The sequence below is a fragment of the Segatella copri genome (assembly GCF_051861805.1).
GTDB lineage: Bacteria > Bacteroidota > Bacteroidia > Bacteroidales > Bacteroidaceae > Prevotella > Prevotella copri_M.
On sequence record NZ_CP146520.1, the window covers coordinates 3,168,402 to 3,189,740 of the forward strand.

The 21,339-nt window shown below is 47.0% G+C and carries 17 protein-coding genes and 1 tRNA gene; 10 read left to right on the plus strand and 8 right to left on the minus strand.

Annotation, left to right across the window (positions count from 1 at the left end):
- The first annotated feature begins 19 nt into the window (after positions 1–19).
- From V8Z93_RS12560 to V8Z93_RS12580, 5 genes are all read left to right on the plus strand, one after another.
- The gene (locus V8Z93_RS12560) at positions 20–931 is read left to right on the plus strand and encodes a ParB/RepB/Spo0J family partition protein (protein ID WP_203049488.1); all 912 of its coding nucleotides are present in this window, start codon (positions 20–22) and stop codon (positions 929–931) included.
- Between the two features lie 42 nt (positions 932–973).
- The gene (locus tag V8Z93_RS12565) at positions 974–1,693 is read left to right on the plus strand and encodes a DUF5683 domain-containing protein (RefSeq protein ID WP_218412531.1); all 720 of its coding nucleotides are present in this window, start codon (positions 974–976) and stop codon (positions 1,691–1,693) included.
- Between the two features lie 62 nt (positions 1,694–1,755).
- Positions 1,756–3,141, plus strand: coding sequence for a transglycosylase SLT domain-containing protein (locus V8Z93_RS12570; protein ID WP_439431698.1), 1,386 nt, complete (start codon positions 1,756–1,758; stop codon positions 3,139–3,141).
- 103 nt (positions 3,142–3,244) lie between these two features.
- Positions 3,245–5,527, plus strand: a complete 2,283-nt coding sequence (locus V8Z93_RS12575) for a RelA/SpoT family protein (RefSeq protein ID WP_439431699.1) — start codon at positions 3,245–3,247, stop codon at positions 5,525–5,527.
- A gap of 127 nt (positions 5,528–5,654) precedes the next feature.
- Positions 5,655–6,644 carry a pectinesterase family protein gene (locus tag V8Z93_RS12580; RefSeq protein WP_218412523.1) on the plus strand — a complete coding sequence of 330 codons (990 nt, stop codon included), beginning with the start codon at positions 5,655–5,657 and terminating at the stop codon, positions 6,642–6,644.
- A 12-nt stretch (positions 6,645–6,656) separates the two neighbouring features.
- On the opposite strand, the gene V8Z93_RS12585 is transcribed toward V8Z93_RS12580, so the two are convergent.
- On the minus strand, positions 6,657–7,004 hold the full coding sequence (locus V8Z93_RS12585) for a MerR family transcriptional regulator (RefSeq protein ID WP_203041451.1): 348 nt from the start codon (positions 7,002–7,004) through the stop codon (positions 6,657–6,659).
- Between the two features lie 178 nt (positions 7,005–7,182).
- On the opposite strand from V8Z93_RS12585, the gene alaS reads away from it, so the two are divergent.
- From alaS to V8Z93_RS12600, 3 genes are all read left to right on the plus strand, one after another.
- Positions 7,183–9,846 carry an alanine--tRNA ligase gene (alaS, locus tag V8Z93_RS12590; protein ID WP_439431700.1) on the plus strand — a complete coding sequence of 888 codons (2,664 nt, stop codon included), beginning with the start codon at positions 7,183–7,185 and terminating at the stop codon, positions 9,844–9,846.
- Positions 9,847–10,018: 172 nt separating this feature from the next.
- Complete coding sequence (locus tag V8Z93_RS12595; protein ID WP_439431701.1) at positions 10,019–10,543, plus strand: gamma carbonic anhydrase family protein; 525 nt, start codon at positions 10,019–10,021, stop codon at positions 10,541–10,543.
- A 55-nt stretch (positions 10,544–10,598) separates the two neighbouring features.
- On the plus strand, positions 10,599–11,369 hold the full coding sequence (locus V8Z93_RS12600) for a hypothetical protein (protein ID WP_217763877.1): 771 nt from the start codon (positions 10,599–10,601) through the stop codon (positions 11,367–11,369).
- 142 nt (positions 11,370–11,511) lie between these two features.
- Here V8Z93_RS12600 and V8Z93_RS12605 read toward each other — a convergent pair whose 3' ends face one another.
- The 4 genes from V8Z93_RS12605 to V8Z93_RS12620 form a co-directional block, all read right to left on the minus strand.
- Entirely contained in the window at positions 11,512–11,841 is a 330-nt protein-coding gene (locus tag V8Z93_RS12605; RefSeq protein ID WP_439431702.1) for a cation transporter, read from the minus strand.
- Between the two features lie 44 nt (positions 11,842–11,885).
- Positions 11,886–14,009, minus strand: a complete 2,124-nt coding sequence (locus tag V8Z93_RS12610) for a TonB-dependent receptor plug domain-containing protein (RefSeq protein ID WP_439431703.1) — start codon at positions 14,007–14,009, stop codon at positions 11,886–11,888.
- 82 nt (positions 14,010–14,091) lie between these two features.
- Positions 14,092–14,292: a hypothetical protein gene (locus V8Z93_RS12615; RefSeq protein ID WP_203049480.1), complete on the minus strand. Its 201-nt coding sequence runs from the start codon at positions 14,290–14,292 to the stop codon at positions 14,092–14,094.
- A gap of 699 nt (positions 14,293–14,991) precedes the next feature.
- Positions 14,992–16,215, minus strand: a complete 1,224-nt coding sequence (locus V8Z93_RS12620; protein WP_439431704.1) for a DUF4421 family protein — start codon at positions 16,213–16,215, stop codon at positions 14,992–14,994.
- A 425-nt stretch (positions 16,216–16,640) separates the two neighbouring features.
- Here V8Z93_RS12620 and V8Z93_RS12625 point away from each other — a divergent pair, with 425 nt between their 5' ends.
- The gene (locus tag V8Z93_RS12625; protein WP_439431705.1) at positions 16,641–18,779 is read left to right on the plus strand and encodes a M3 family metallopeptidase; all 2,139 of its coding nucleotides are present in this window, start codon (positions 16,641–16,643) and stop codon (positions 18,777–18,779) included.
- A gap of 92 nt (positions 18,780–18,871) precedes the next feature.
- Here V8Z93_RS12625 and V8Z93_RS12630 read toward each other — a convergent pair whose 3' ends face one another.
- The 3 genes from V8Z93_RS12630 to V8Z93_RS12640 all read right to left on the minus strand — a co-directional run bounded on the left by V8Z93_RS12630 (position 18,872) and on the right by V8Z93_RS12640 (position 20,749).
- Entirely contained in the window at positions 18,872–19,435 is a 564-nt protein-coding gene (locus V8Z93_RS12630; RefSeq protein WP_439431706.1) for a TlpA family protein disulfide reductase, read from the minus strand.
- 88 nt (positions 19,436–19,523) lie between these two features.
- Positions 19,524–20,027, minus strand: a complete 504-nt coding sequence (locus tag V8Z93_RS12635; RefSeq protein WP_203049477.1) for a thioredoxin family protein — start codon at positions 20,025–20,027, stop codon at positions 19,524–19,526.
- Between the two features lie 56 nt (positions 20,028–20,083).
- The gene (locus V8Z93_RS12640) at positions 20,084–20,749 is read right to left on the minus strand and encodes a SprT-like domain-containing protein (RefSeq protein ID WP_439431707.1); all 666 of its coding nucleotides are present in this window, start codon (positions 20,747–20,749) and stop codon (positions 20,084–20,086) included.
- 429 nt (positions 20,750–21,178) lie between these two features.
- Between V8Z93_RS12640 and V8Z93_RS12645 the strand changes: the two genes are divergently transcribed.
- A tRNA-Tyr gene (locus tag V8Z93_RS12645) sits at positions 21,179–21,260 on the plus strand.
- Positions 21,261–21,339 lie beyond the last annotated feature (79 nt).

The window sequence follows — 21,339 nt, forward strand, 5'->3', positions numbered from 1 at the left end:
CAAAGATCAAAAGTAAAAAATGGCAGTACATAAGAAATTCAATAACGGCATGAAGAGCAATGCCCTGGGACGCGGTCTCGATGCCCTCATATCAACCGAGGGGGTCCGCACGCAGGGCAGCAGCACCATCAACGAGATTCCGCTCGACCAGATCGAGGCTAACCCCAACCAGCCCCGAAGAGAGTTTGACGAGGAAAGCTTGCAGGAACTGGCTGACAGCATCCGTGCCATCGGCATTATCCAGCCCATCACCCTGCGACAGATAGCAGAGAATCACTTCCAGATCATTGCAGGTGAGCGCCGCTGGAGAGCCTCCCAGCTGGCGGGTCTAACAGCCATTCCAGCCTATATCCGCACCATCAGCGACGAGAACGTGATGGAGATGGCGCTCGTGGAGAACATCCAGCGCCAGGACCTCAACGCCATAGAAATCGCTCTGGCTTACGAACATCTGATGGAAAACGAGGGAATGACCCAGGAGAAAGTTTCAGAACGCGTGGGCAAGAGCCGTGCTGCCATCGCCAACTATCTGAGACTCCTGAAGCTGCCTGCACAGGTGCAGATGGCACTGCAGAAGAAGGAAATCGACATGGGCCACTGCCGTGCACTGCTCGCCCTGGACAGTCCTTCGCTGCAGATTAAACTCTTCAAGGAAATCCAGAAAAACGGATACTCCGTAAGAAAGGTGGAAGAGATGGTGCAGCGACTCAAGAACGGAGAAGACGTGGAGAGCGGCAAGAAGACCATCACAGCCAAGGCACAGGTGCCAGAGGAATTTGCCATGCTCAGAGACCGCCTCTCTTCCTTCCTCAACACCAAGGTGCAGTTCTCCTGCTCAGCTAAGGGCAAGGGAAAGATCAGCATCCCCTTCGCCAATGAAGAGGAGCTGGAGCACATCATGAATGTTTTCGATAAACTGAAACAAGAATAAAAAGTGAAATTGAAATTATCACATATCTGCATCTCGGCTCTCATGCTGGCAGCCTCGCTCAATGCTTCCGCACAGAAGCAGAAGGCGAAGGCCGAAGTGGCCGTACCTGCCTTCGCTGCCTCCGACTCAGCCCGGCTGGCTACCCAGGAGGCCAAGCTCTCGGTGGATTCTGCCATCACCAGCCAGGACAGCATGAATCTGGCCAAGCTCAACACATCGTTGCAGCCTGTGCAAAAGAAGAAACGCGACTGGACCACCTGGAAGCCTGAGGCTAAAAGAGCCATGTGGCTCGCCCTGGTACTGCCGGGTGCAGGACAGATCTACAATCGCAAATACTGGAAGCTACCTATTATATATGGAGGCTTCGTGGGCTGCGCCTACGCCATCACCTGGAACAACCAGATGTATCACGACTATTCGCAAGCCTACCTCGACATCATGGACGACGACCCGAACACGCAGAGCTACAACCAGTTTCTGCACCTGGGAGCCACCATCGATGCCTCGAACATAGAACGCTACAAGGAGATATTCCGCAAGCGTAAAGACAAATTCCGCCGCTGGAGAGATATGGGAACCTTCGTGATGATAGGCATCTACGCCTTCTCCGTCATCGATGCCTACGTGGACGCATCCCTCTCGGAATTCGACATCTCCGACGACCTCAGCCTCAGAGTGGAACCGGCTGTGCTCAACAACGGACGCTCTGCCAACCCGCTGCGTTCGGGAACCCTGGGAGTGCAATGCTCCCTCACTTTCTAAGATTACAAGACAAGACATCAGGTTTAAATAAAATCAAACAGATAAAAAAGAAATTAGGATAAATGAAGAAAATCATCATTTTGGCAGCAGCGATGCTGTTTAGCTGGCAGGGCATTCAAGCCCAAAACGACAATTCAGATGAAGATAACGATGTGATTACCGTGACCGACAAGGACGGTAAATCAGAAGAATTTGAAGTGCCTGTAGGTTTGGAAGACAACCTGGATAGCCTACTGCACTTATACAATACTCAGACTTACATGATGGCCGACACCTCGTGCAAGTATCGCGACGTGAACCCAGTGTTTGAAACACAGGTTTACATCGACCGCTTGAAGCGACTGCCTACCATCATCGAAATGCCATACAACGAAGTGGTTCAGAAGTTCATCGACCGCTACAGCGGCAAGCTCCGCCGATCAGTAAGCTTCATGCTCGGCGCCAGCAACTTCTACATGCCTATCTTCGAAGAGGCACTGGATGCCTACAACCTGCCACTGGAGCTGAAGTATCTGCCGGTAATCGAGTCGGCACTCAACCCTAAGGCAGTATCCCGCGTGGGAGCCACCGGACTCTGGCAGTTTATGCTCAGCACCGGAAAACGCTACGGCCTGGAGGTAAATACCCTCTACGACGAGCGCCGCGACCCAGTGAAGGCATCCTATGCAGCAGCCCACTATCTGCGCGACCTCTACAAGATCTACGACGACTGGAACCTCGTCATCGCAGCCTACAACTGCGGACCAGCCAAGGTGAACAAAGCTATCCACCGTGCCAAGGGCGAGACAGACTATTGGAAGATCTATCCATACCTGCCAAAGGAGACCCGTGGATACGTGCCAGCCTTCATCGCAGCCAACTACATCATGAACTATTATTGCGACCACAACATCTGTCCGATGGTAACCGAGTTGCCAATGAAGACGGACACCGTGGAAGTGAACCAGGACGTACATATTGAGCAGATAGCCAAGGTGCTGAACATCGACGTAGAGCATCTCCGCAACCTGAACCCGCAATATCGCCGCGACATCATCAACGGAAGCCACAAGCCAATGCCTGTACGCCTTCCGGTTTCGCTCATCGGAGCATTCATCGACAAGGAAGATTCTATCTTCAACTACAGAGCCGACGAACTGCTCGTGAAGCGTGATGTGGTGGATGTGAACGACGACGAGCCAAGCTACAGCCGTTCTTCACGCAGCAGCCGTTCACGCAGCAGCGTTTCATCATCACGCAGCAGCCGCAACAGCAAGTCGGGCAGCCGCAACAGCCGTGGAAAAAAGGATAAGAAAAAGAGCAAGGGCGAAAAGAGCGTAACCATCAGAAGAGGTGATACGCTGTCGGAGATTGCAGCTCGCAACGGAACCACCGTGAAGAAACTGCGCAAGCTCAACAAGATTTCCGGCAACAGCATCCGCGCCGGAAAGAAGCTGAAAGTAAAGTAATCACATAAGATTAGGAATAACCATTCTTATTGGATTAGAGATAACTATTAAGATTAGAAATAACTATTCTTACATTATTAATATATAACTGGAGGGTACGATTATGGACGACCAGAACTTGAAAGACCTAGAAAGAGAGCAAGCCGACAACAAACTGATAGGCGATGCCTTTCAGCATTTGCTCGACACCTACCTCAGCTCGCGACATCGCAAAAAGGTAGATATTGTGACCAAAGCCTTCAACTTCGCCCGACAGGCGCACAAAGGAGTGCGCCGTCTTTCGGGCGAACCCTATATCATGCACCCTATCGCCGTGGCTCAGATAGCCTGCGAGGAAATGGGACTCGGTTCTACCAGCATCTGTGCAGCCCTGCTGCACGATGTGGTGGAAGATACCGACTACACCGTAGAAGATATCAGCAATATCTTCGGCGAAAAGATTGCCCAAATCGTTGACGGACTCACCAAAATCAGTGGTGGAATCTTTGGAGACAAGGCTTCGGCACAGGCTGAGAATTTCAAGAAACTCCTGCTCACCATGAGCGACGATATTCGAGTGATTCTCATCAAAATCTGCGACCGACTGCACAACATGCGCACGCTGGAATCACAGCCTGCCAACAAGCAGTATAAGATTGCCGGCGAAACCTTATACATTTATGCACCACTCGCCAACCGACTCGGTCTCAACAAGATCAAGACCGAGCTGGAGAACCTCAGCTTCCGCTACGACCATCCGCAGGAATACGCCAACATAGAGCATAAGCTTGCTGATACCGAGGCGCAGCGTGACACGCTCTTCGCACAGTTTACAGCCCCAATACGCGAAGTGCTCGACAAATTGGGCGTAGAATACAAGCTCAAGGCACGTGTGAAGAGCCCTTATTCCATTTGGAACAAGATGCAGAACAAGCACGTAACGTTTGAAGAAATCTACGACATCCTCGCCGTCCGCATCATCGTAACGCCGAAGGTACGCGCCAACGAGGTAAACGAATGCTTCAATGTGTATGTGGCAATCAGCCAGATATACAAGAGTCACCCCGACCGCCTGCGCGACTGGCTCAACCATCCGAAGGCAAACGGCTATCAGGCCCTGCACGTAACCCTGATGAGCAAGCAGGGACGATGGATTGAAGTGCAGATCCGTTCCGACCGCATGGACGAGGTGGCAGAGAAGGGATTCGCAGCCCACTGGAAATACAAGGAAGGCGGCGAATATACGGAAGACGAAAACGAACTGAACGACTGGCTCAGCACCATCAAGGAAATCCTCGATGACCCGCAACCAGACGCCATGGACTTCCTCGATGCCATCAAGCTCAACCTCTATGCATCAGAAATCTTCGTCTTCACACCTAAGGGTGAAATCAAGACGATGCCAGCCAACTGTACGGCACTCGACTTCGCCTTCCAGATACACACCTTCCTGGGAAGCCACTGCATCGGAGCCAAGGTGAACCACAAGCTGGTGCCTCTGAGCCACAAGCTCAACAGCGGCGACCAGGTAGAGATTCTCACCTCCAAGAGTCAGCACGTGCAACCCGACTGGGTGAACTTCGTCAGCACCGCCAAGGCAAAGAGCAAGATTATGGCAATATTGCGCCGCGACTCACGAGAAGTTCAGAAGAAGGGTGAGACCATCCTTACCGACTGGCTCAAGAAGAACAACATGGAGATGACCAACTCCATCGTGGACAAGCTCTGCGACTTCCACAACATTCAGAAGCACGAAACCTTCTTCCAGTCTATCGGCGAGCATTGCCTGATACTGGGCGAAAAAGACCTCGACGAGCTGCAGGGCAAGAACAAGAAGCCAAAGCAAGCTGCAGGCTGGCGTAATTTCATCCCATTCCTGGGCAGAAACAAGAGTAAGGAAGAAACTGCGGGAACCATAAAGCCACAGGAACTCTTCGTGGTGGGCAAGGACTTCAATAAGAAGAAACCACTCATCCTTACTGAGGAAAACATCAACCAGTTTATCTTCCCATCCTGTTGCCACGCTATCCCAGGCGATGACATCATGGGATTCATCGACAATAAGAACCGTATCGAGATTCACAAGCGTTCCTGCAACATTGCAGCCAAACTGAAATCAAGCTACGGCAACCGCATCGTGGATGCCAAGTGGGATATGCACAAGCAGATGCTCTTCGATGCAACCATCGAAATCAAGGGTATCGACCGCAAGGGCATGCTCCTCGACGTGAGCAAGATTATCAGCGACCAGCTGGGCATCAACATCCACAAGCTCACCATCAGCAGCGACAACGGTATCTTCGACGGAACCATCGAACTGCGTATTCACGACCGTGAGGAAGTGAAGGTGATTATGGATAAGCTCAGAACCATAGAGGATCTGCAGGAAGTGCAGAGAATCCTGTAATGTCTAAGGCTGGAGATTTTTGAGTTAGAAATTATCAATCAGTATTATCAGATATTATATAAGTATGGAGTTGGGAGTTTGTTCTTCTAACTCCTAACTTATATATAAACTACAATCTTTAAAACAAATGAAACAGATTTTCTTATCAATGATGATGATGTTGACGATGCTGCCTATAGCAGCTGCCAACAAGTATGACAACCCAGATACCCTGGTAGTATCCCGTGACGGAACAGGCGAATTCCGCACCATCGACGAAGCCATCGAAGTGTGCCGCGCCTTCATGGACTACACCAAGGTAATCTATGTAAAAAAGGGAGTTTACAAGGAGAAGCTCATCATCCCAACCTGGCTCACCAACATCACCATCTGCGGTGAAGACCGTGACCAGACTATCATCACCTGGGATGACCACGCCAACATCCTGATGCCTATCGGCGGTCTTGACTCCGAGGCAGCAGCCAAAGGCAAGAAGATGGGCACCTTCCGAACCTATACCCTCAAAGTGCAGGGCAATTATATCACGCTGAAGAATATCACCATTGAGAATAATGCCGCCAAGCTGGGACAGGCTGTATCTCTCCACATCGAAGGCGATCATATTCTGGTGCAGAACTGCCGACTCCTGGGAAATCAGGACACCGTATATACAGGCAGAGCAGGCTCGCGCATCGCCTTCTACGACTGCTACATCGAAGGAACCACCGATTTCATCTTCGGTCCTAGCCTGGCATGGTTTGAGAATTGCGAGATTCACAGCAAGGCCGACAGCTACATTACAGCCGCATCAAGCCCAGCCGGTCAGAAATACGGCTATGTGTTCAACAAGTGCAAACTCACTGCAGCCGAAGGTGTAAAGAAGGTGTATCTAGGCCGTCCTTGGCGTCCGTTCGCCAAGACACTCTTCATGAATTGCGAGATGGGCAGCCACATCCGTCCTGAGGGTTGGCACAACTGGAACAACCCTAAGAACGAAGAAACGGCAGAATATAGCGAGTACAAGAACCATGGTCCAGGTGCCGCCACCAAGGGCAGAGTAGCCTGGAGCCATCAGCTGAGCAAGAAAGAGGCAGGCAAGGTTACTATCGCCGAGGTTTTCGGCGAAGAAGCGTGGTAAACCCAGCCTGTTTTAAACCAGTCCATCGAGCTGCTTCTTGAGCTCCTTAAGCTGGTCTCTCACAGATATCAGGGTGTCGAGAACGTCAGACGACTTCTCGGCACCCGTTCTGTTTTGATTCAGATACTTACGTGCCGCAGCAATCTTGAAGCCCTTCACCTTGATGAGGTTGTAGATGAGCTTCACCTGCTCAATATCCTTCTCGGAATATTGGCGCACCTTGTTGGCAGAAACCTTCGGACGGAGGAACGGAAACTCCTTCTCCCAATAACGGAGCGTAGACTCACTTACGCCCACTTCCTCAGATACTTCCTTGATAGAATAGTACAATTTTACGTTTTTATCTGTATTTAATGCCATTTTTCCTAACTTTAAATTCAAAAATAATTAATTTAGTTGCAAAATTAAACAATTCTTCTTATCTTTGCAAAGATTTTCGGAAGAAAATGCCCTAAAGGGCAAAAATAATTCAAAGAGAGGACTTCCAATCCCCTCCTTAAAACGAGAAATTGAAATTAAAAGATAAATATAAAAAGATATGATGACAGCTAATGAAGTGCGCGAATCCTTCAAGAAATTCTTCGAAGGTCAGGGCCACAAAATTGTTCCATCAGCACCTATGGTTATCAAGGATGACCCAACGCTGATGTTTACAAACGCTGGTATGAACCAGTGGAAAGACATCATCCTCGGTACGAAAGACCCAGGCAAGGATGTTCGTCGTGTTGATACTCAGAAATGTCTCCGTGTAAGCGGTAAGCACAACGACCTCGAAGAGGTAGGTCATGATACTTACCACCACACCATGTTCGAGATGCTCGGTAACTGGAGCTTCGGCGACTACTTTAAGGAGGGCGCCATTGATATGGCATGGGAGTATCTTACTGAGGTTTTGAAGCTCAACCCTGCCGACCTCTATGTTACCGTATTCGAGGGTTGCAAGGAGGAAGGTCTGGAACGCGACAACGAGGCAGCAGGTTACTGGGCTAAGCACGTGCCAGCCGACCACATCATCAATGGCAACAAGCACGACAACTTCTGGGAAATGGGCGATACAGGTCCTTGCGGTCCTTGCTCAGAAATCCACGTGGATTCCCGTACTCCAGAGGAGAAGGCTCAGGTGCCAGGCCGCGAATTGGTAAACAAGGATAACCCACAGGTCATCGAAATCTGGAACATCGTGTTCATGCAGTACAACCGCAAGGCTGATGGTTCTCTCGAACCACTCCCAATGCACGTTATCGATACAGGTATGGGCTTCGAGCGCTTGGTTCGCATGTTGCAGGACAAGCACTCTAACTATGATACAGATATCTTCCAGCCAATCATCAAGGAAATCGAGGCTATCTCTGGCAAGAAGTATGGCTTCACTACTCCTACAGGTGAGAATGGTGAGGGTAAGGATGAGCAGGAGAAGAACGACATCGCTATGCGTGTTTGCGCCGACCACCTCCGTGCCGTAGCCTTCTCTATCGCCGACGGTCAGCTGCCAAGCAATGCCAAGGCTGGTTACGTAATCCGCCGCATCTTGCGCCGTGCCGTACGTTACGCTTACACATTCCTCGGCCAGAAGCAGGCATTCATGTACAAGCTCGTCAATGTATTGGTAGAGCAGATGGGTGCAGCCTTCCCAGAATTGCCAGCTCAGCAGGAGCTCATCACCCGCGTGATGAAAGAGGAAGAGGATTCATTCCTCCGCACATTGGAGAAGGGTATCAACCTCCTCAATGGCGATATGGACGAACTCAAGGCTCATGGCGAGACTCAGCTTGATGGCGTAAGCGCATTCCGCCTCTTCGATACATACGGTTTCCCTCTCGACCTTACAGAGCTCATCTGCCGTGAGAATGGTTACACCGTAGATGCTGCAGGCTTCGACGAGGAGATGAAGAAGCAGAAAGAGCGTGCCCGCAATGCTGCTGCCGTAGAGAACGGCGACTGGGAGGTTTTGAAGGAAGGCGACCAGAACTTCGTGGGTTACGACTATACAGAATATGAGTGCCACATCCTGCGCTACCGCAAGGTGACTCAGAAGAAGAACTCTTTCTATGAGTTGGTACTCGACAACACTCCATTCTATGGTGAGATGGGTGGACAGGTTGGCGACAAGGGTGTACTCGTTAGCGAGGATGAGACCATCCAGGTTATCGACACCAAGCGCGAGAACAACCAGAGCATCCATATCGTAAAGGAGTTGCCAAAGGATGTAAACGCTGATTTCATGGCTTGCGTAGATATCGAGAGCCGCGAGGGAAGTGCTGCCAACCATACAGCTACCCACTTGCTCGACTACTGCCTGAAGCAGGTTTTGGGCGAGCACGTAGAGCAGAAGGGTTCTTATGTAGATAAGGATACATTGCGTTTCGACTTCTCTCACTTCCAGAAGGTAACAGATGAGGAGCTCCGCAAGGTAGAGCACATGGTAAACGAGATGATCCGTGCCGACTACGCCCTGGATGAGCACCGCGATACTCCTATCGAGGAGGCTAAGGAGCTTGGCGCTATCGCCCTCTTCGGCGAGAAGTATGGCGACAAGGTTCGTGTGGTTCGCTTCGGTCCATCTGCTGAGTTCTGTGGTGGTATTCACGCCAAGAGCACCGGTAAGATTGGTTTCTTCAAGATTATCTCTGAGAGCAGCGTAGCAGCCGGCATCCGCCGTATCGAGGCATTGACAGGCAAGGCTTGCGAGGAGGCTATCTACGGTTTGCAGGATACCATCGTAGCCTTGAAGGGCTTGTTCAACAATGCCAAGGATCTCGAGGGTGTTATCAGAAAGTACATCGACGAGCACGATGCCTTGAAGAAGGATGTTGAGAAGTTCCAGGCTCAGGCTGTGGAGCGTGCCAAGGATAAGCTTGTAGAGAATGCAAGAGAAATCAACGGCGTGAAGGTTGTTACAGCCGTATTGCCAATGGAGCCAGCAGCTGCCAAGGATTTGGTATTCAAGGTTCGCGAGGCATTGCCAGAGAACATGATCTGCGTAGTAGGTTCTGTTTATAACGATAAGCCTATGCTCAGCGTGATGTTCAGCGATGATATGGTTAAGGATCACGGCTTGAACGCAGGTAAGATGATTCGCGAAGCTGCCAAGTTGATTCAGGGCGGCGGTGGCGGTCAGCCTCACTATGCTCAGGCTGGCGGTAAGAACAAAGACGGTTTGAGCGCTGCTGTAGATAAGGTTGTAGAGTTGGCTCAGCTGTAATAAGCTTCCACATTTGAATATATGATAGAGTTATCTTAACTCTTATATATAATAAGGTATAAAGGGTTGCAATCCATCTTTTCGAGGATTGCAACCCTTTTTCTGTAAAATGCTGCGTATGATTCCAATATTTTTTGCTACCTTTGCACCCAAATTTAAATATATATTCAATATGGCTATTATAAAGACAGTAGAGGGAAAGACTCCTCAATGGGGAAAGAATTGTTTTATCGCTGAGAATGCCGTACTGACCGGCGACTGTATTCTTGGTGATGATTGTAGCATCTGGTATAGTGCGGTATTGCGCTCTGACGTGGATGCCATCAGATGTGGAAACAGGGTGAATGTACAGGATTGCGCCTGCATCCATCAAACCGGTACGATGCCTTGCATTCTGGAGGATGATGTATCTGTGGGACATGGTGCCATCGTCCACGGAGCCACAGTCAGAAAAGGGGCACTCATCGGCATGAATGCCACCGTGCTTGACAAGGCAGACATTGGCGAAGGCGCCATCATTGCTGCAGGAGCTGTGGTTACTCATGGCACCAAGGTTCCTGCACATGAGATTTGGGCGGGTATTCCAGCCAGGAAGGTAAAGGCCTGTGCTCCCGGACAAGCCGAGGAGTTTGCCAAACATTATTCCGGATACATCAAAGACTGGTATCTTAAGGATGAACAGATTCATAATATATAAAAAATAATTTTTACTAATAAAAAATATAGTATAAACTTTATATTAATAATATGCAATGATACAGAATAAAATGCATCAATTCATCAAAGGTTGTTCTAAGTTTAAGCCAAAGAATAAAATACTGTATATAAGTATCATATACGCAAGTATACTCTTTACTGGCTGCCAAACAGTACAAACTATTGTCAGCCATCCTGATTACGATATGTTTGATTTACTTAGAGGACATAATACATATAATCAGACCCAACAATTTCCTTCAAAAGGTTACAAAATACGTGGTATAAGATACCATGATGTGGTGGTAAAGAAATTCCCAGATAACGATTCGTTGTTCTATTTAAAATACAATCCGAAATACGAAGAGCGCAATTTCTATTTTTCTGTAATTGATAAAAATACAGTAGATACACTTTTATCCTATGCATTGGATAAGAAAAAAGTTTCAGGAGTTTATCGTAGAGAGGAATATGTAGATAAAGCTTTGGTGCAACTTGGTATTAAAAATTACCAATCAAACGAAGGACTTTGGACATATTTCGCACCAAAATATAAAATGGTAAAGGGTAACCTACCAACAGATATTGTGAAAAGTGGTTTCCATCGTGAATATGAAGTTTTCAACTACAAGGCTGCACAAAAGGCATACTACTTGCAACGCCATCCAGAGCAGAAGAGATCTGCGTTTGAAATTCTTGGAGCTCTTTATATTATCAATCATTTATCCAAATATGGAAAAAAAGATAATGGAATATACTACAATGGTTTACATTTTAGGAATCAAGCAGACGTAGAAGATTACAAGAACGCTAATGGTTTGAAATAAAAAGCTTTGCCATAAATGTAATCGCAAAAGGGGTTACAATCCATATTTTCGAGGATTGCAACCCTTTTTCTTTTGTTTTTTAATCTATTTTTTCGCAGAGTATAACTATTCGCATTGACATACTTAGCCACAGCAGCAGGAATTACATCAAGTCACACTTCTCCCCGGTGTTCTTCTCAACCTTCTCGCCATCTTTCAGGATGCGAGCCTTATAGCCAAACTTCTCAAAACCTTTCTGGAGTTTCTCTGGGGTTGTCTTGTCGGCATTATACTGTACTGTGATTGTCTGGTTTGGCACAGAAGTCTCAATGCTCTTGATACCCTTCTCAAAGCGAAGGTTGCTCTTGATTTTATTCTCACAAGCCGCACAGTGCATCTGTGGGGTTGTGGTGAACACTACGGTCTTGATGTCCTTGGCAAAGGTTACCATTGCCACCATCATCATTGTGAACATTACTAAAATCTTCTTCATAACTTTTCTATTTGATTAAATAATTCAACTTTAAACATTTTCAATTAAAAGTGTACTCTCACTCCTGCGTAGAACATCCTGCCCTCTACAGGTCCCCAAACCAAGGTTGGCTCGAAATCGCTTCCCCATGGGTTGCTGGCACCATAGATAGGAGTTTTCTGCTTGAAACCAGTCAGGTTCTCGCCTCCCACATAGATACTCCAATGGCGGAACCATCTCGTAACCTGCGCACTCACTTGCCCGAAGCTATGAAAACGAGGAGACCATGACTGGCTTCCATCTGCCAACTGGTAAGGCTCAGGATTTCTGCCTCCACCATTCAACTGCACGGTGGCATCAAATTGCCAAAGGCCAAGTGGAGTCTTATAGGAAGCCGTGAAGAGCGCCTTATACTTACTGGTCAATGGCTTTTCTTTCAAGGTTTTGCCATAATCGTAGGTACACTTCACATCGTTCAGACGATAAGCCGCTGTTATCTCCAAGCCCTTCAGCAATGGATAAGAGGCATCTATCTGGAAGGTGTGCGAATAAGACTTGCCCATCAAATTGCAGATGGAGATAAGCCCCTTGTTGGCATCATAATCCACCACCGCTTGATTCTTGAAGTCGGTATAGTAATACTCAGCGTTCAGTTTCAGTGTCTTGCCAAACATCGGGATGTAGAAAGCGGTACTCATACCATAGTTCCAAGCCTCCTCTTGCTTAAGTCCATCACCCGTAATCTGAAACATCCTGCCGCTCGCCAAGAGATAGTTGTACTCTGCCAAGCCAAATACCGTGCGATAGCCCTTACCTGCTGACAAGCGGATGCTGATGGCATCGACAGGCGAATACTTCACGTGGAAACGAGGGGTGAAGAAGCTGCCATAAAGCGAACTATGGTCGAAACGGACACCTGCCATCGCTGTCAACTTCGTGCCTAACGTATAGGTGTATTGGGCGTATGCTCCAGGAGTCGTCTCCTTCTCGTTCATTCTCTGCATCTCCGACAAAAGGTAAGGAGAGTCTTCTAGCCCTACTGTCGGTCTTGGAGAAATATTCACATTGGCGCGCTGTCCCAGGTAATCATGGTTGACACTCAAACCTACCGACAAATTATGTTGATGAGTAAAATTGGTCTCAAACATCAGCGAGCCATAGAGATTTTTCTCATTGAGGTCGTAGAACCTGTTGCCATACTGGGCATCGAGCTGGTGCATCGAAGCCGAGGACATGAAGGCAATATTGGTGCCATGCTCGTGATTGAGGATGAAGGCATGTTTCATATAACCCTCATAGCGGTTGGTATGGAGCTTGATTCTATAAATATCGTCACTATGAACATGCGTCTCATCCTGCCCGCTGGTACGAATCTCCTTCAAAGCCCCAAGTCCACCATGGAAGATGTAGTTCTTGCCTTTATACACCCAACGGTTTTGCACATTATATTGTTCCCTGCCTGGCATATCATAGAAGCCATCGCCATTATCATCATGGTTTTTGAGGATATTTTCATGATGCAACAATATCTCCGTTGCCCACTTATCCGACAGATGAACATTGGCATCGGCATTTGCCTCGATTCGGCTCTTGGTATCGCCAAAGAGGTTCACCTCCACCTGTTGCTCATCCTCTGGTTGCAAGTAATCCACATTGATTTGCCCCGTAATCGACTCATAGCCATTCTTTACCGAAGCACTGCCCTTCGATACCTGAATGCCTTTCATCCAAGGACCTGGCACATAGCCCAGAGCGTATGGGATGGCTGCACCACGGAAATTCGGCAGATTCTCGGTGAGCATCTGTACGTAAGTGCCTGAAAGACCAAGGAGTTTGATTTGTCTTGCGCCCGTCGTGGCATCATTATAAGCCACATCCACCGATGGATTGGTCGTAAAACTCTCGCCCAGGTTGCAACAAGCCGCCTTGAAGAGTTCATCCTTGTTCACGGCGATGCCATTCACGGCACCAGCCAATCGGGAAGTGCCCGACTTGCGAGCCACCACCTTCACCTCCTGCAAGGTCTCGTCCTTAAAGACAGAATCCTGAGAGGAGGAATCTACAGAGTTATTTTCTACAGAATTATTATATGATGATGACAGAGACACAACCTCTGTCTTATTATTTTTTGCATAAGTCTCAGCACCAATAACCAGCAAGGCACTGAGCAATAGATATTTTGAATACATAAATATATTTCCTTTTATCCGAATTTTAAATCTTCGCTTCGGATGATTTTACCTTTTTATATATGTATGCAACCCTAAGATTTTACTGATAGGGATAGGCATACGACAATCTTGGCTGCAAAAGTACAAACAAACTTTTGCAACCTATTTGCAAATATGGAAAAATCAAATAATCAATCACCTTGTCATAGTGAAGGCAGTGCATGACGGTAGTACCCACGCTCAAGTAAACCACCATGAGCGAGAGCATCAAAGCCATCAATATGTTGAGCGAACGTTTCATACCTATTTTTTGCACTTTTCTTTTCTCAAGTTGCAAAATTAAGCATTTCCATCAGAATAAGAACTTAATACCCCCACAATTTAATAATCTTTAATGGATTTTGTGTAAAAATTCGGGGCACCTGCAAAAGCGTGTGGATGTAATATATTAAATTCAGTTATCTTCCGTTCTTTTTAAAAAGATAACAGACAATGAACGAACATTTATCGGCTCAGGAGAGATTGTCCGTGGATAAGACAACCTCCCCTGAGCCGATTACAACTTGTATTCATATCATTATTCCTCCATTTTTAGTTCAAATCATAACTGTAAAGATACCTCCCGTCAAAATTTATACTCAAAATTCATATACCTACATTTTTTGAATCTAGCGACAAATATAAGAGGATTGAGAGGCCGGAATCCTCTGTTTTCTGCTCTCTATTAAGAATAAGACCTATAGTTGTACGACTATAAAGTTACAGTTGTACGACTATACATGCTATAGTTGTACAACTATAGAGTTATGGTTGTACAACTATAGGGGTTATAGTCGTACAACTATAGATTTTTCTCAACGCCGCCATCTTGTCAGAAAATCACAAGCGCCTGATTACCAACACCTTTCCGATTTTCTTCATATTTACGATATTCTCAAAGAAATAATAAACGTCTGAAAATACGAGAATCTCAGGCAAGCTATTGTAAAGAAGTATGTTCCTAGAACCTGAATCCGAAAAACATTCTTACTCGCCATTTGTTTCTCTTCACTTGCAGATGTTCCTCGTCTCCGGCTACTGAGAAATTATAAACAGCAGTGGCACCGGCAAACTTGTTGCGCCAGGAATACACGGCTGCACCTCTACCGGTAATGATAGCAGACGGGAAATGATACTTCATGCTGTTTTTAACAGTTGGGATTTCTGTATCACTACTCCCCTCTTCTGCTTCAGCCCTCATCTTGGTATAGTCATGAGAATATACCGTGATGGTTGGCAAGGCTGACAGATGGAACAGCAGATGGGAGGATGGAACAAGGTTATATCCATAGCCTGCACCGAGCGCCAACTCGTTAAGACGGATGGTCATCCCCTTCACCTTCGTCTTGGAACCATCAAAACTGGCGCCTACCATCCAACTTCCGGCACTTCGCTTCTGAATGTAGCTCTGGCTGAAGGCTGCCGGGAAGGAAAACTTGCGATAGTTGAAGGCATAATAGAAATTGAGATTCAATGCCTTCTGCGAGATTTCTCCCTTATGGATATCTATCTCGCTGCCTCCCACTTCCTGATGCCCATGGAAGGTCTTGGACGAGAGATAGACTACGTCGAAGCCATAGCGGTTGCTATAGGAATTGAGATTGAACTCAAAGTCCTGATTCTTGCCAGCCAGCTTGGCAGGATTTACAGCCAATCCAAGTCCCAATCCCCGATAAGCCACAGCCATGGAGAGGGTTCCACGGCAGTCGGCCATCACCTTGGTATGGGTTTCCGTTCCATCCGTCTTCGCCGTAGTTTCCAAATCGGCTCCAGAAAGATTGCCTCTCAGCTTGATAGTCCATCGGGCATTGGGACGGGAGATGTAGGCAGTATCATATTTTATCTTGTAATAATTGGCTGCCAGCAGGGAATCTCCTCTGAACAATTGGCGGTCATAGAGGCTCAAGCGTCTTTGAATCTTGACATAATGCTTCATGAACCTCTGCTTTTTCTTCTCACTCATCTTACTTTTGCCTAATTCTGCCATAAGAAGGGAGTCGCCCCATTGGAGCATACGGCCCCTATCGGCAGATTGCCGCAACTGGAGTCGCAGGCTATCAGCCATCATCAGTAATTCCTTCAGTTTTTTGCGAGGCTTCTTGTTCTGTCTGGTCTGGGCGATGGCAGGAGCCAGCACCCCCATCAAAAATACCACTACAAGAAAAGACGCTTTCAACGTCATCATTGAGTCTGTTTTTATTTTTCGTCTATTCATCTTATTGACTTTTCTTTCCTATTCCACAATTTCAGTACAAAAGTACTGCAAAAATTCGAAACAGAAAAGGAAAAAGCAAAAAAAATAAGAAATGAAGGCAAAGATAGCAAAGAAGCTATGTAAACATTATTCCGCAATAAATAAAACACTTCTCAAGCCCCTTTAAAATGGGAGAAGAAGAGTTTCAATATTTTCCCTTAAGGCTAAAAATAAATATCCTTAAGGGAAAATATTTTTTTCCTTAAGGGTATGAAAAATTCTCCTTAAGGGATTTTCTTAAAGCACCTCACTTATAAAGAAAATTATCTAAAGATAATAAAAAACATAAGCAGGAAATGCGATAATCCGAAATAAATGATTACCTTTGCAGAAAATTTCAATAAAAAAGAAATATAATGAATTTAAACAAGACATTTTTAACTCTCGGACTGGCTGCTGCACTCCTGCAGATGCCAGCCTCATCGTTCGCCCAAAATGCGGGCGGCAACCGTCAGAACCCTCTCCTGGTAAAGAGCAGCCTGCCTTTCGGTGCTCCTGATTTCAGCAAGATTCAGGAGAGCGACTACCTTCCTGCCATCGAAACTGCCATCAAGGAACAGCGTGCCAACATCCAGAAGATAGTCAACAACAAGAAGAAGCCAACCTTCCAGAATACCATCCTCGCTTACGAAAACAGCGGTATGTTGCTGGAGCGTGTTTCCAGTGTGTTCTTCGGTCTTACCAGTGCCCACAAAACTCCAGGCATTGCTGATACCCAGAAGAAGGTAATGCCGCTGCTCACCAACCTGGACAACGAGATTTCATTCAACCAGAAACTCTTTGAGCGCATCAAATATGTTTATGACAACGAATACAAGAAACTCAAGGGCGAGGACAAGCGACTCACCGAGGTAATCTACAAGAGCTTTGTCCGTTCAGGTGCCTTGCTTTCTCCTGAGAAGATGGAGCGCATGAAGCAGATCAACTCACGCATCTCAGATCTCCAGGAGCAGTTTGGCAATCTTCTTCCTGCAGCCACTAACAACGCCGTGGTTTGGGTGAACAGCAAGGAGGAACTCGCCGGTTTGAGCGATGCCGACATCGCACAGTGCAAGAAAGACGCAGAAAGCCGTGGCAACAAGGCACCTTACTGCATCGTCATCGTGAATACCACCCAGCAGGCTATCCTCACCAATCTTCAAAACCGTGAGCTCCGCCGCAAGGTTTATATGGCAAGCATCCACCGTGCCGATGGCACCAACCCAGAATTCAACACCTTCCCTATCGTAACCGAGATTGCCAAGTTGCGTGCCGAGAAGGGACAGCTGATGGGTTACAACAACTACGCTGAGTATTCATTGGAGAAGACGATGGCGAAGAACACCAAGAATGTAAACGATTTCCTGCAGCAGCTCATCAAGGAATATGCGCCAAAGGCTGATGCTGAGACCCGCGACATTGAGGCTTACGCCCAGAAGAGCGAGGGCAAGGATTTCAAGCTGCAGCCATACGACCGTTTCTACTATTCTGCCAAGATGAAGAAGGAGATGCTCAATATCTCTGACGATGAAATCAAGCCATACTTCAATGTGGATAGTGTTCAGATAAACGGCGTATTCTATGCTGCTCATCGCGTATATGGATTGAACTTCAAGCAGCGCAAGGATATTCCTACCTATCACCCAGACATGAAGGTGTTCGAGGTGAGCGACAAGAATGGCAAGCCTATCGCCCTTTTCTATAGCGACTTCTTCCGTCGTCCTACCAAGCGTGGCGGTGCCTGGATGAGTGCTTTTGCCAAGCAGAGCGACAAGTGGGGTCAGTTGCCTATTATCTATAATGTATGCAACAACGCCAAGGCTCCAGAGGGTCAGCCTACCCTGATTACATGGGATGAGGTGTGCACCATGTTCCATGAATTCGGTCACGCCCTCCACGGTATGTTGTCTAAGTGTGGCTACAATACCCTTTCGGGCACAGCTGTGGCTCGCGACTTCGTGGAAATGCCATCACAGTTTAACGAGTCATTCGCCAGCATTCCAGAAATCTTCGACCACTATGCCCGCCATACCCAGACCGGAGCAGCCATGCCAGCCGACCTGAAGGAGCGCATGCTGAAGAGCATCAACTTCCAGACAGCCTATTCGCTGGGTGAGAACCTGGCAGCTACCTGTCTCGACCTGGCTTGGCACGAGCTGACACCGGATGAGATTCCTTCGCCATACATGGCAGGAGCCTTCGAGAAGGAAGCCCTGAACAATGTAGGCTTGCTCAATTCGCAGATTCCTCCTCGCTACTCTACCACCTATTTCAACCATGTATGGGGCGGCGGTTACGCAGCAGGTTACTACAGCTATCTCTGGACTGAGGTACTCGCCGTGAACGTGGCTGATTACTTTGCCAAGCATGGTGCTTTGGATCCAGCCGTGGGTCAGGCATTCCGTGATAAGGTTCTGAGCCGTGGTAACACCAAGGACCAGATGGAAATGTTCACCGACTTTACAGGCATGAAGCAGCCAGATGCTTCAGGACTGTTGAAAGCTAGAGGATTGTAAGAGAAAATATAATATATGATTAGAGGGTGTGCCATTAGTTCATGACACACCCTCTTTTTATTCCAGACAGGAACACCTATTCATATTACAATCTATTTCTTGATGGTATTCACTGTCAACTTACCCTCCTTGTCAAGCGAATCCAGTTTCTGCATCATCTCCTCTGCCTTCACGGTAGCAAAATAAACCTTGCCATCAGGGTCGATGAGATAGGAAGTTGGAAGCCATGAAATGTGGTAATCCTTGGAAATCTTTGTTTCTTTCCATTTCTTAAACTCACAATATTGCAACCAGGTATAATTGTTATCTGCCAGGTATTTCTTCATTCTCGCCTCATCGGTATCGAAAGAAACACCCACCAGCTGAATCTTGGTGTTGTACTTATCAAAAATCTCCTTCACCATCGGCATGTCTCTTCTGCAGTCAGGACACCACGATGCCCAGAAATCAAGCACGGTCCAAACTCCAGCTACAGCCTGTCCATCTTTCGAAGTCTTGTTCTTGCAATCAGAGAGTTGGAAGATTTTCTCTCCCGTCTTGCTATTGGTAACCGTGAAATCAGGAGCCACTGTGCCTACTGGCAACAAGTCGAGCGAAGTCTGTGCTCTACCGATGACTGCCGTCATCAGAAGCAAAAAGAATAATACTTTCTTCATACAAATTATCTTTTAAGTTAATATTGATTTACAATCGAATTATCTTTCAAGTTTATGATAATCTACTATCAAATTACCTTTCAAGCTATTATTGATTGACAGCCTTTGGAGTCCAGTTCTTCAGGAAGCGGAGCACCTTTTTCTCATCATAGCCCTTGCCTTCTTCCAGGAAACTGGAATCCTGAATATGAAGCACCTTGCCGTCTGCATCCAGAATCACGAAGACAGGGAAGCCGAAACGCCTAGGATTATTCAGGCGCTTCATCAATGCCTCAGCCTTCTTCACGGCATCACCACCTGCCGACTGGCGAGGGTTATAGTTGACATGAAGATAAACAAAGTTATCATTCATCATCTGGTTCACAGCCGTATCCTTCTCTACGAAATCGGCAAACTTCAGGCACCAAGGACACCAGTTGCCACCCAACTGACAAACCACAAACTTGCCCTCGGTCTTCGCCTTCTGCAAGCCGGCATCAATCTGTCCCATCGGGTCGATGCTTTCATTATACACTTTTTTCAATCCACCCTGAGCATGCGCCATCATCACGACCATGGTCATCATGAAGGCAAAAGTAATCATTCTTCTCATAAATATTCTTTTTTAATTTTTCTGCTTATCGATTTCTTCTTAATTATTCCCTAATTCTACAATTCAAAAGGAGTCAACACATTCTGAAGTTTCTCAAAATCGCCCTTCGTAATGCGGCGCCCCCTGAGACTTCGCACCTGCGGATAATCCTCGAAATATGACTCCTGCGTGGTGTACCAGCGATGGGAACGAAGTTCGCGAACCATCGGAAGCTGCTTCTCTATGCGGCGGGCAAAGCCAGGATTCACCCTGGAGAGATAGAATTTGCCATCCTTCAGTTCGATGGCAAGCATCAGATAGGTTTGCGGTCCCTTCGCCTTCTTCTTCTCAGCTACCCGCTCGCTCACCTTCCATCCCTTGGTGGAGGTCATCATCCGAATATCCCAACCGTATTTACGGTTCAGATTATCCATCATGCCCCGGAACACGACGCCATGAGGAGCCGTATCCTTCAACCCGGTGTAGCCGATGATGTAATGAATCATCTCGTGGAGCAACACGCTCTTGGCCTGCTGCTCAGTCATATCATAATAGGTGCTCATCGAGAGCTTGAAGTCGTAAAGCTTGGTGCGCCCCCAGCGGGAAGCGCGCTTAAAGGCAAGCTGCCCCAACCGGGTCTTGGCTCGGGTGAGCGACAACTCCGGCAGCGGCAGTTTGCCGCCGAAATATTCCTGGTCAAAGCGCTTGAACCATTCCTCCATCCAGTCGATTGTTACTATCATTCTGTATAATTATTCAATTTTTATTCAGACTTACGTCTGTTGTATTACAAAACGACTGCAAAGATACATTTTTTTCGGGAAACACATACATATTTATTAAAAAATGAGTAACTTTGCGCCCAAATTTACAACAAAAATGAATAAGACTGCACAGCACATAACAATTTTCGTAGCATTTAAGAAATTTGAGCATTACAAGCACAGAAGATTGTCGAGAAAACATCGCAGACATCATGTGATAAAAGTTAGAAATTAAGCTCCCAAAGGGCAAAAACACCTCTTTTTAAGGGAAAAATGAAGTTTTTTGAAGAAAAAGTGAAAAAAGTTAGTGAAAAATTTGGTGGAATGAAAAAAAAGCACTACCTTTGCACTCGCTTTTAAGAACAAAGCTTTTACCAAATAAAGATAGTTCGCAATTCAAAAGCTTTCGGGTAGTTACCAGAGTGGCCAAATGGGGCAGACTGTAAATCTGCTGGCTATGCCTTCGGTGGTTCGAATCCATCACTACCCACTTTTCCCAAAAATAACTCAAAAAAAATAAGAGTCCGGTTTTCGTTATGAGAATCGGATTTTTTCTTTTTTATATATCC

Bases quoted from the DNA above. Each gene is read 5' to 3' on its own strand.
- V8Z93_RS12585 (WP_203041451.1), bottom strand. From the start codon at position 7,004: ATGGCATTAAATACAGATAAAAACGTAAAATTGTACTATTCTATCAAG.
- V8Z93_RS12580 (WP_218412523.1), top strand. From the start codon at position 5,655: ATGAAACAGATTTTCTTATCAATGATGATGATGTTGACGATGCTGCCT.
- V8Z93_RS12595 (WP_439431701.1), top strand. From the start codon at position 10,019: ATGGCTATTATAAAGACAGTAGAGGGAAAGACTCCTCAATGGGGAAAG.
- V8Z93_RS12630 (WP_439431706.1), bottom strand. From the start codon at position 19,435: ATGAAGAAAGTATTATTCTTTTTGCTTCTGATGACGGCAGTCATCGGT.
- V8Z93_RS12615 (WP_203049480.1), bottom strand. From the start codon at position 14,292: ATGAAACGTTCGCTCAACATATTGATGGCTTTGATGCTCTCGCTCATG.
- V8Z93_RS12620 (WP_439431704.1), bottom strand. From the start codon at position 16,215: ATGATGACGTTGAAAGCGTCTTTTCTTGTAGTGGTATTTTTGATGGGG.
- V8Z93_RS12565 (WP_218412531.1), top strand. From the start codon at position 974: ATGCTGGCAGCCTCGCTCAATGCTTCCGCACAGAAGCAGAAGGCGAAG.
- V8Z93_RS12625 (WP_439431705.1), top strand. From the start codon at position 16,641: ATGAATTTAAACAAGACATTTTTAACTCTCGGACTGGCTGCTGCACTC.
- alaS (WP_439431700.1), top strand. From the start codon at position 7,183: ATGATGACAGCTAATGAAGTGCGCGAATCCTTCAAGAAATTCTTCGAA.
- V8Z93_RS12610 (WP_439431703.1), bottom strand. From the start codon at position 14,009: ATGTATTCAAAATATCTATTGCTCAGTGCCTTGCTGGTTATTGGTGCT.
- V8Z93_RS12560 (WP_203049488.1), top strand. From the start codon at position 20: ATGGCAGTACATAAGAAATTCAATAACGGCATGAAGAGCAATGCCCTG.
- V8Z93_RS12570 (WP_439431698.1), top strand. From the start codon at position 1,756: ATGAAGAAAATCATCATTTTGGCAGCAGCGATGCTGTTTAGCTGGCAG.
- V8Z93_RS12575 (WP_439431699.1), top strand. From the start codon at position 3,245: ATGGACGACCAGAACTTGAAAGACCTAGAAAGAGAGCAAGCCGACAAC.
- V8Z93_RS12600 (WP_217763877.1), top strand. From the start codon at position 10,599: ATGATACAGAATAAAATGCATCAATTCATCAAAGGTTGTTCTAAGTTT.
- V8Z93_RS12635 (WP_203049477.1), bottom strand. From the start codon at position 20,027: ATGAGAAGAATGATTACTTTTGCCTTCATGATGACCATGGTCGTGATG.
- V8Z93_RS12605 (WP_439431702.1), bottom strand. From the start codon at position 11,841: ATGAAGAAGATTTTAGTAATGTTCACAATGATGATGGTGGCAATGGTA.
- V8Z93_RS12640 (WP_439431707.1), bottom strand. From the start codon at position 20,749: ATGATAGTAACAATCGACTGGATGGAGGAATGGTTCAAGCGCTTTGAC.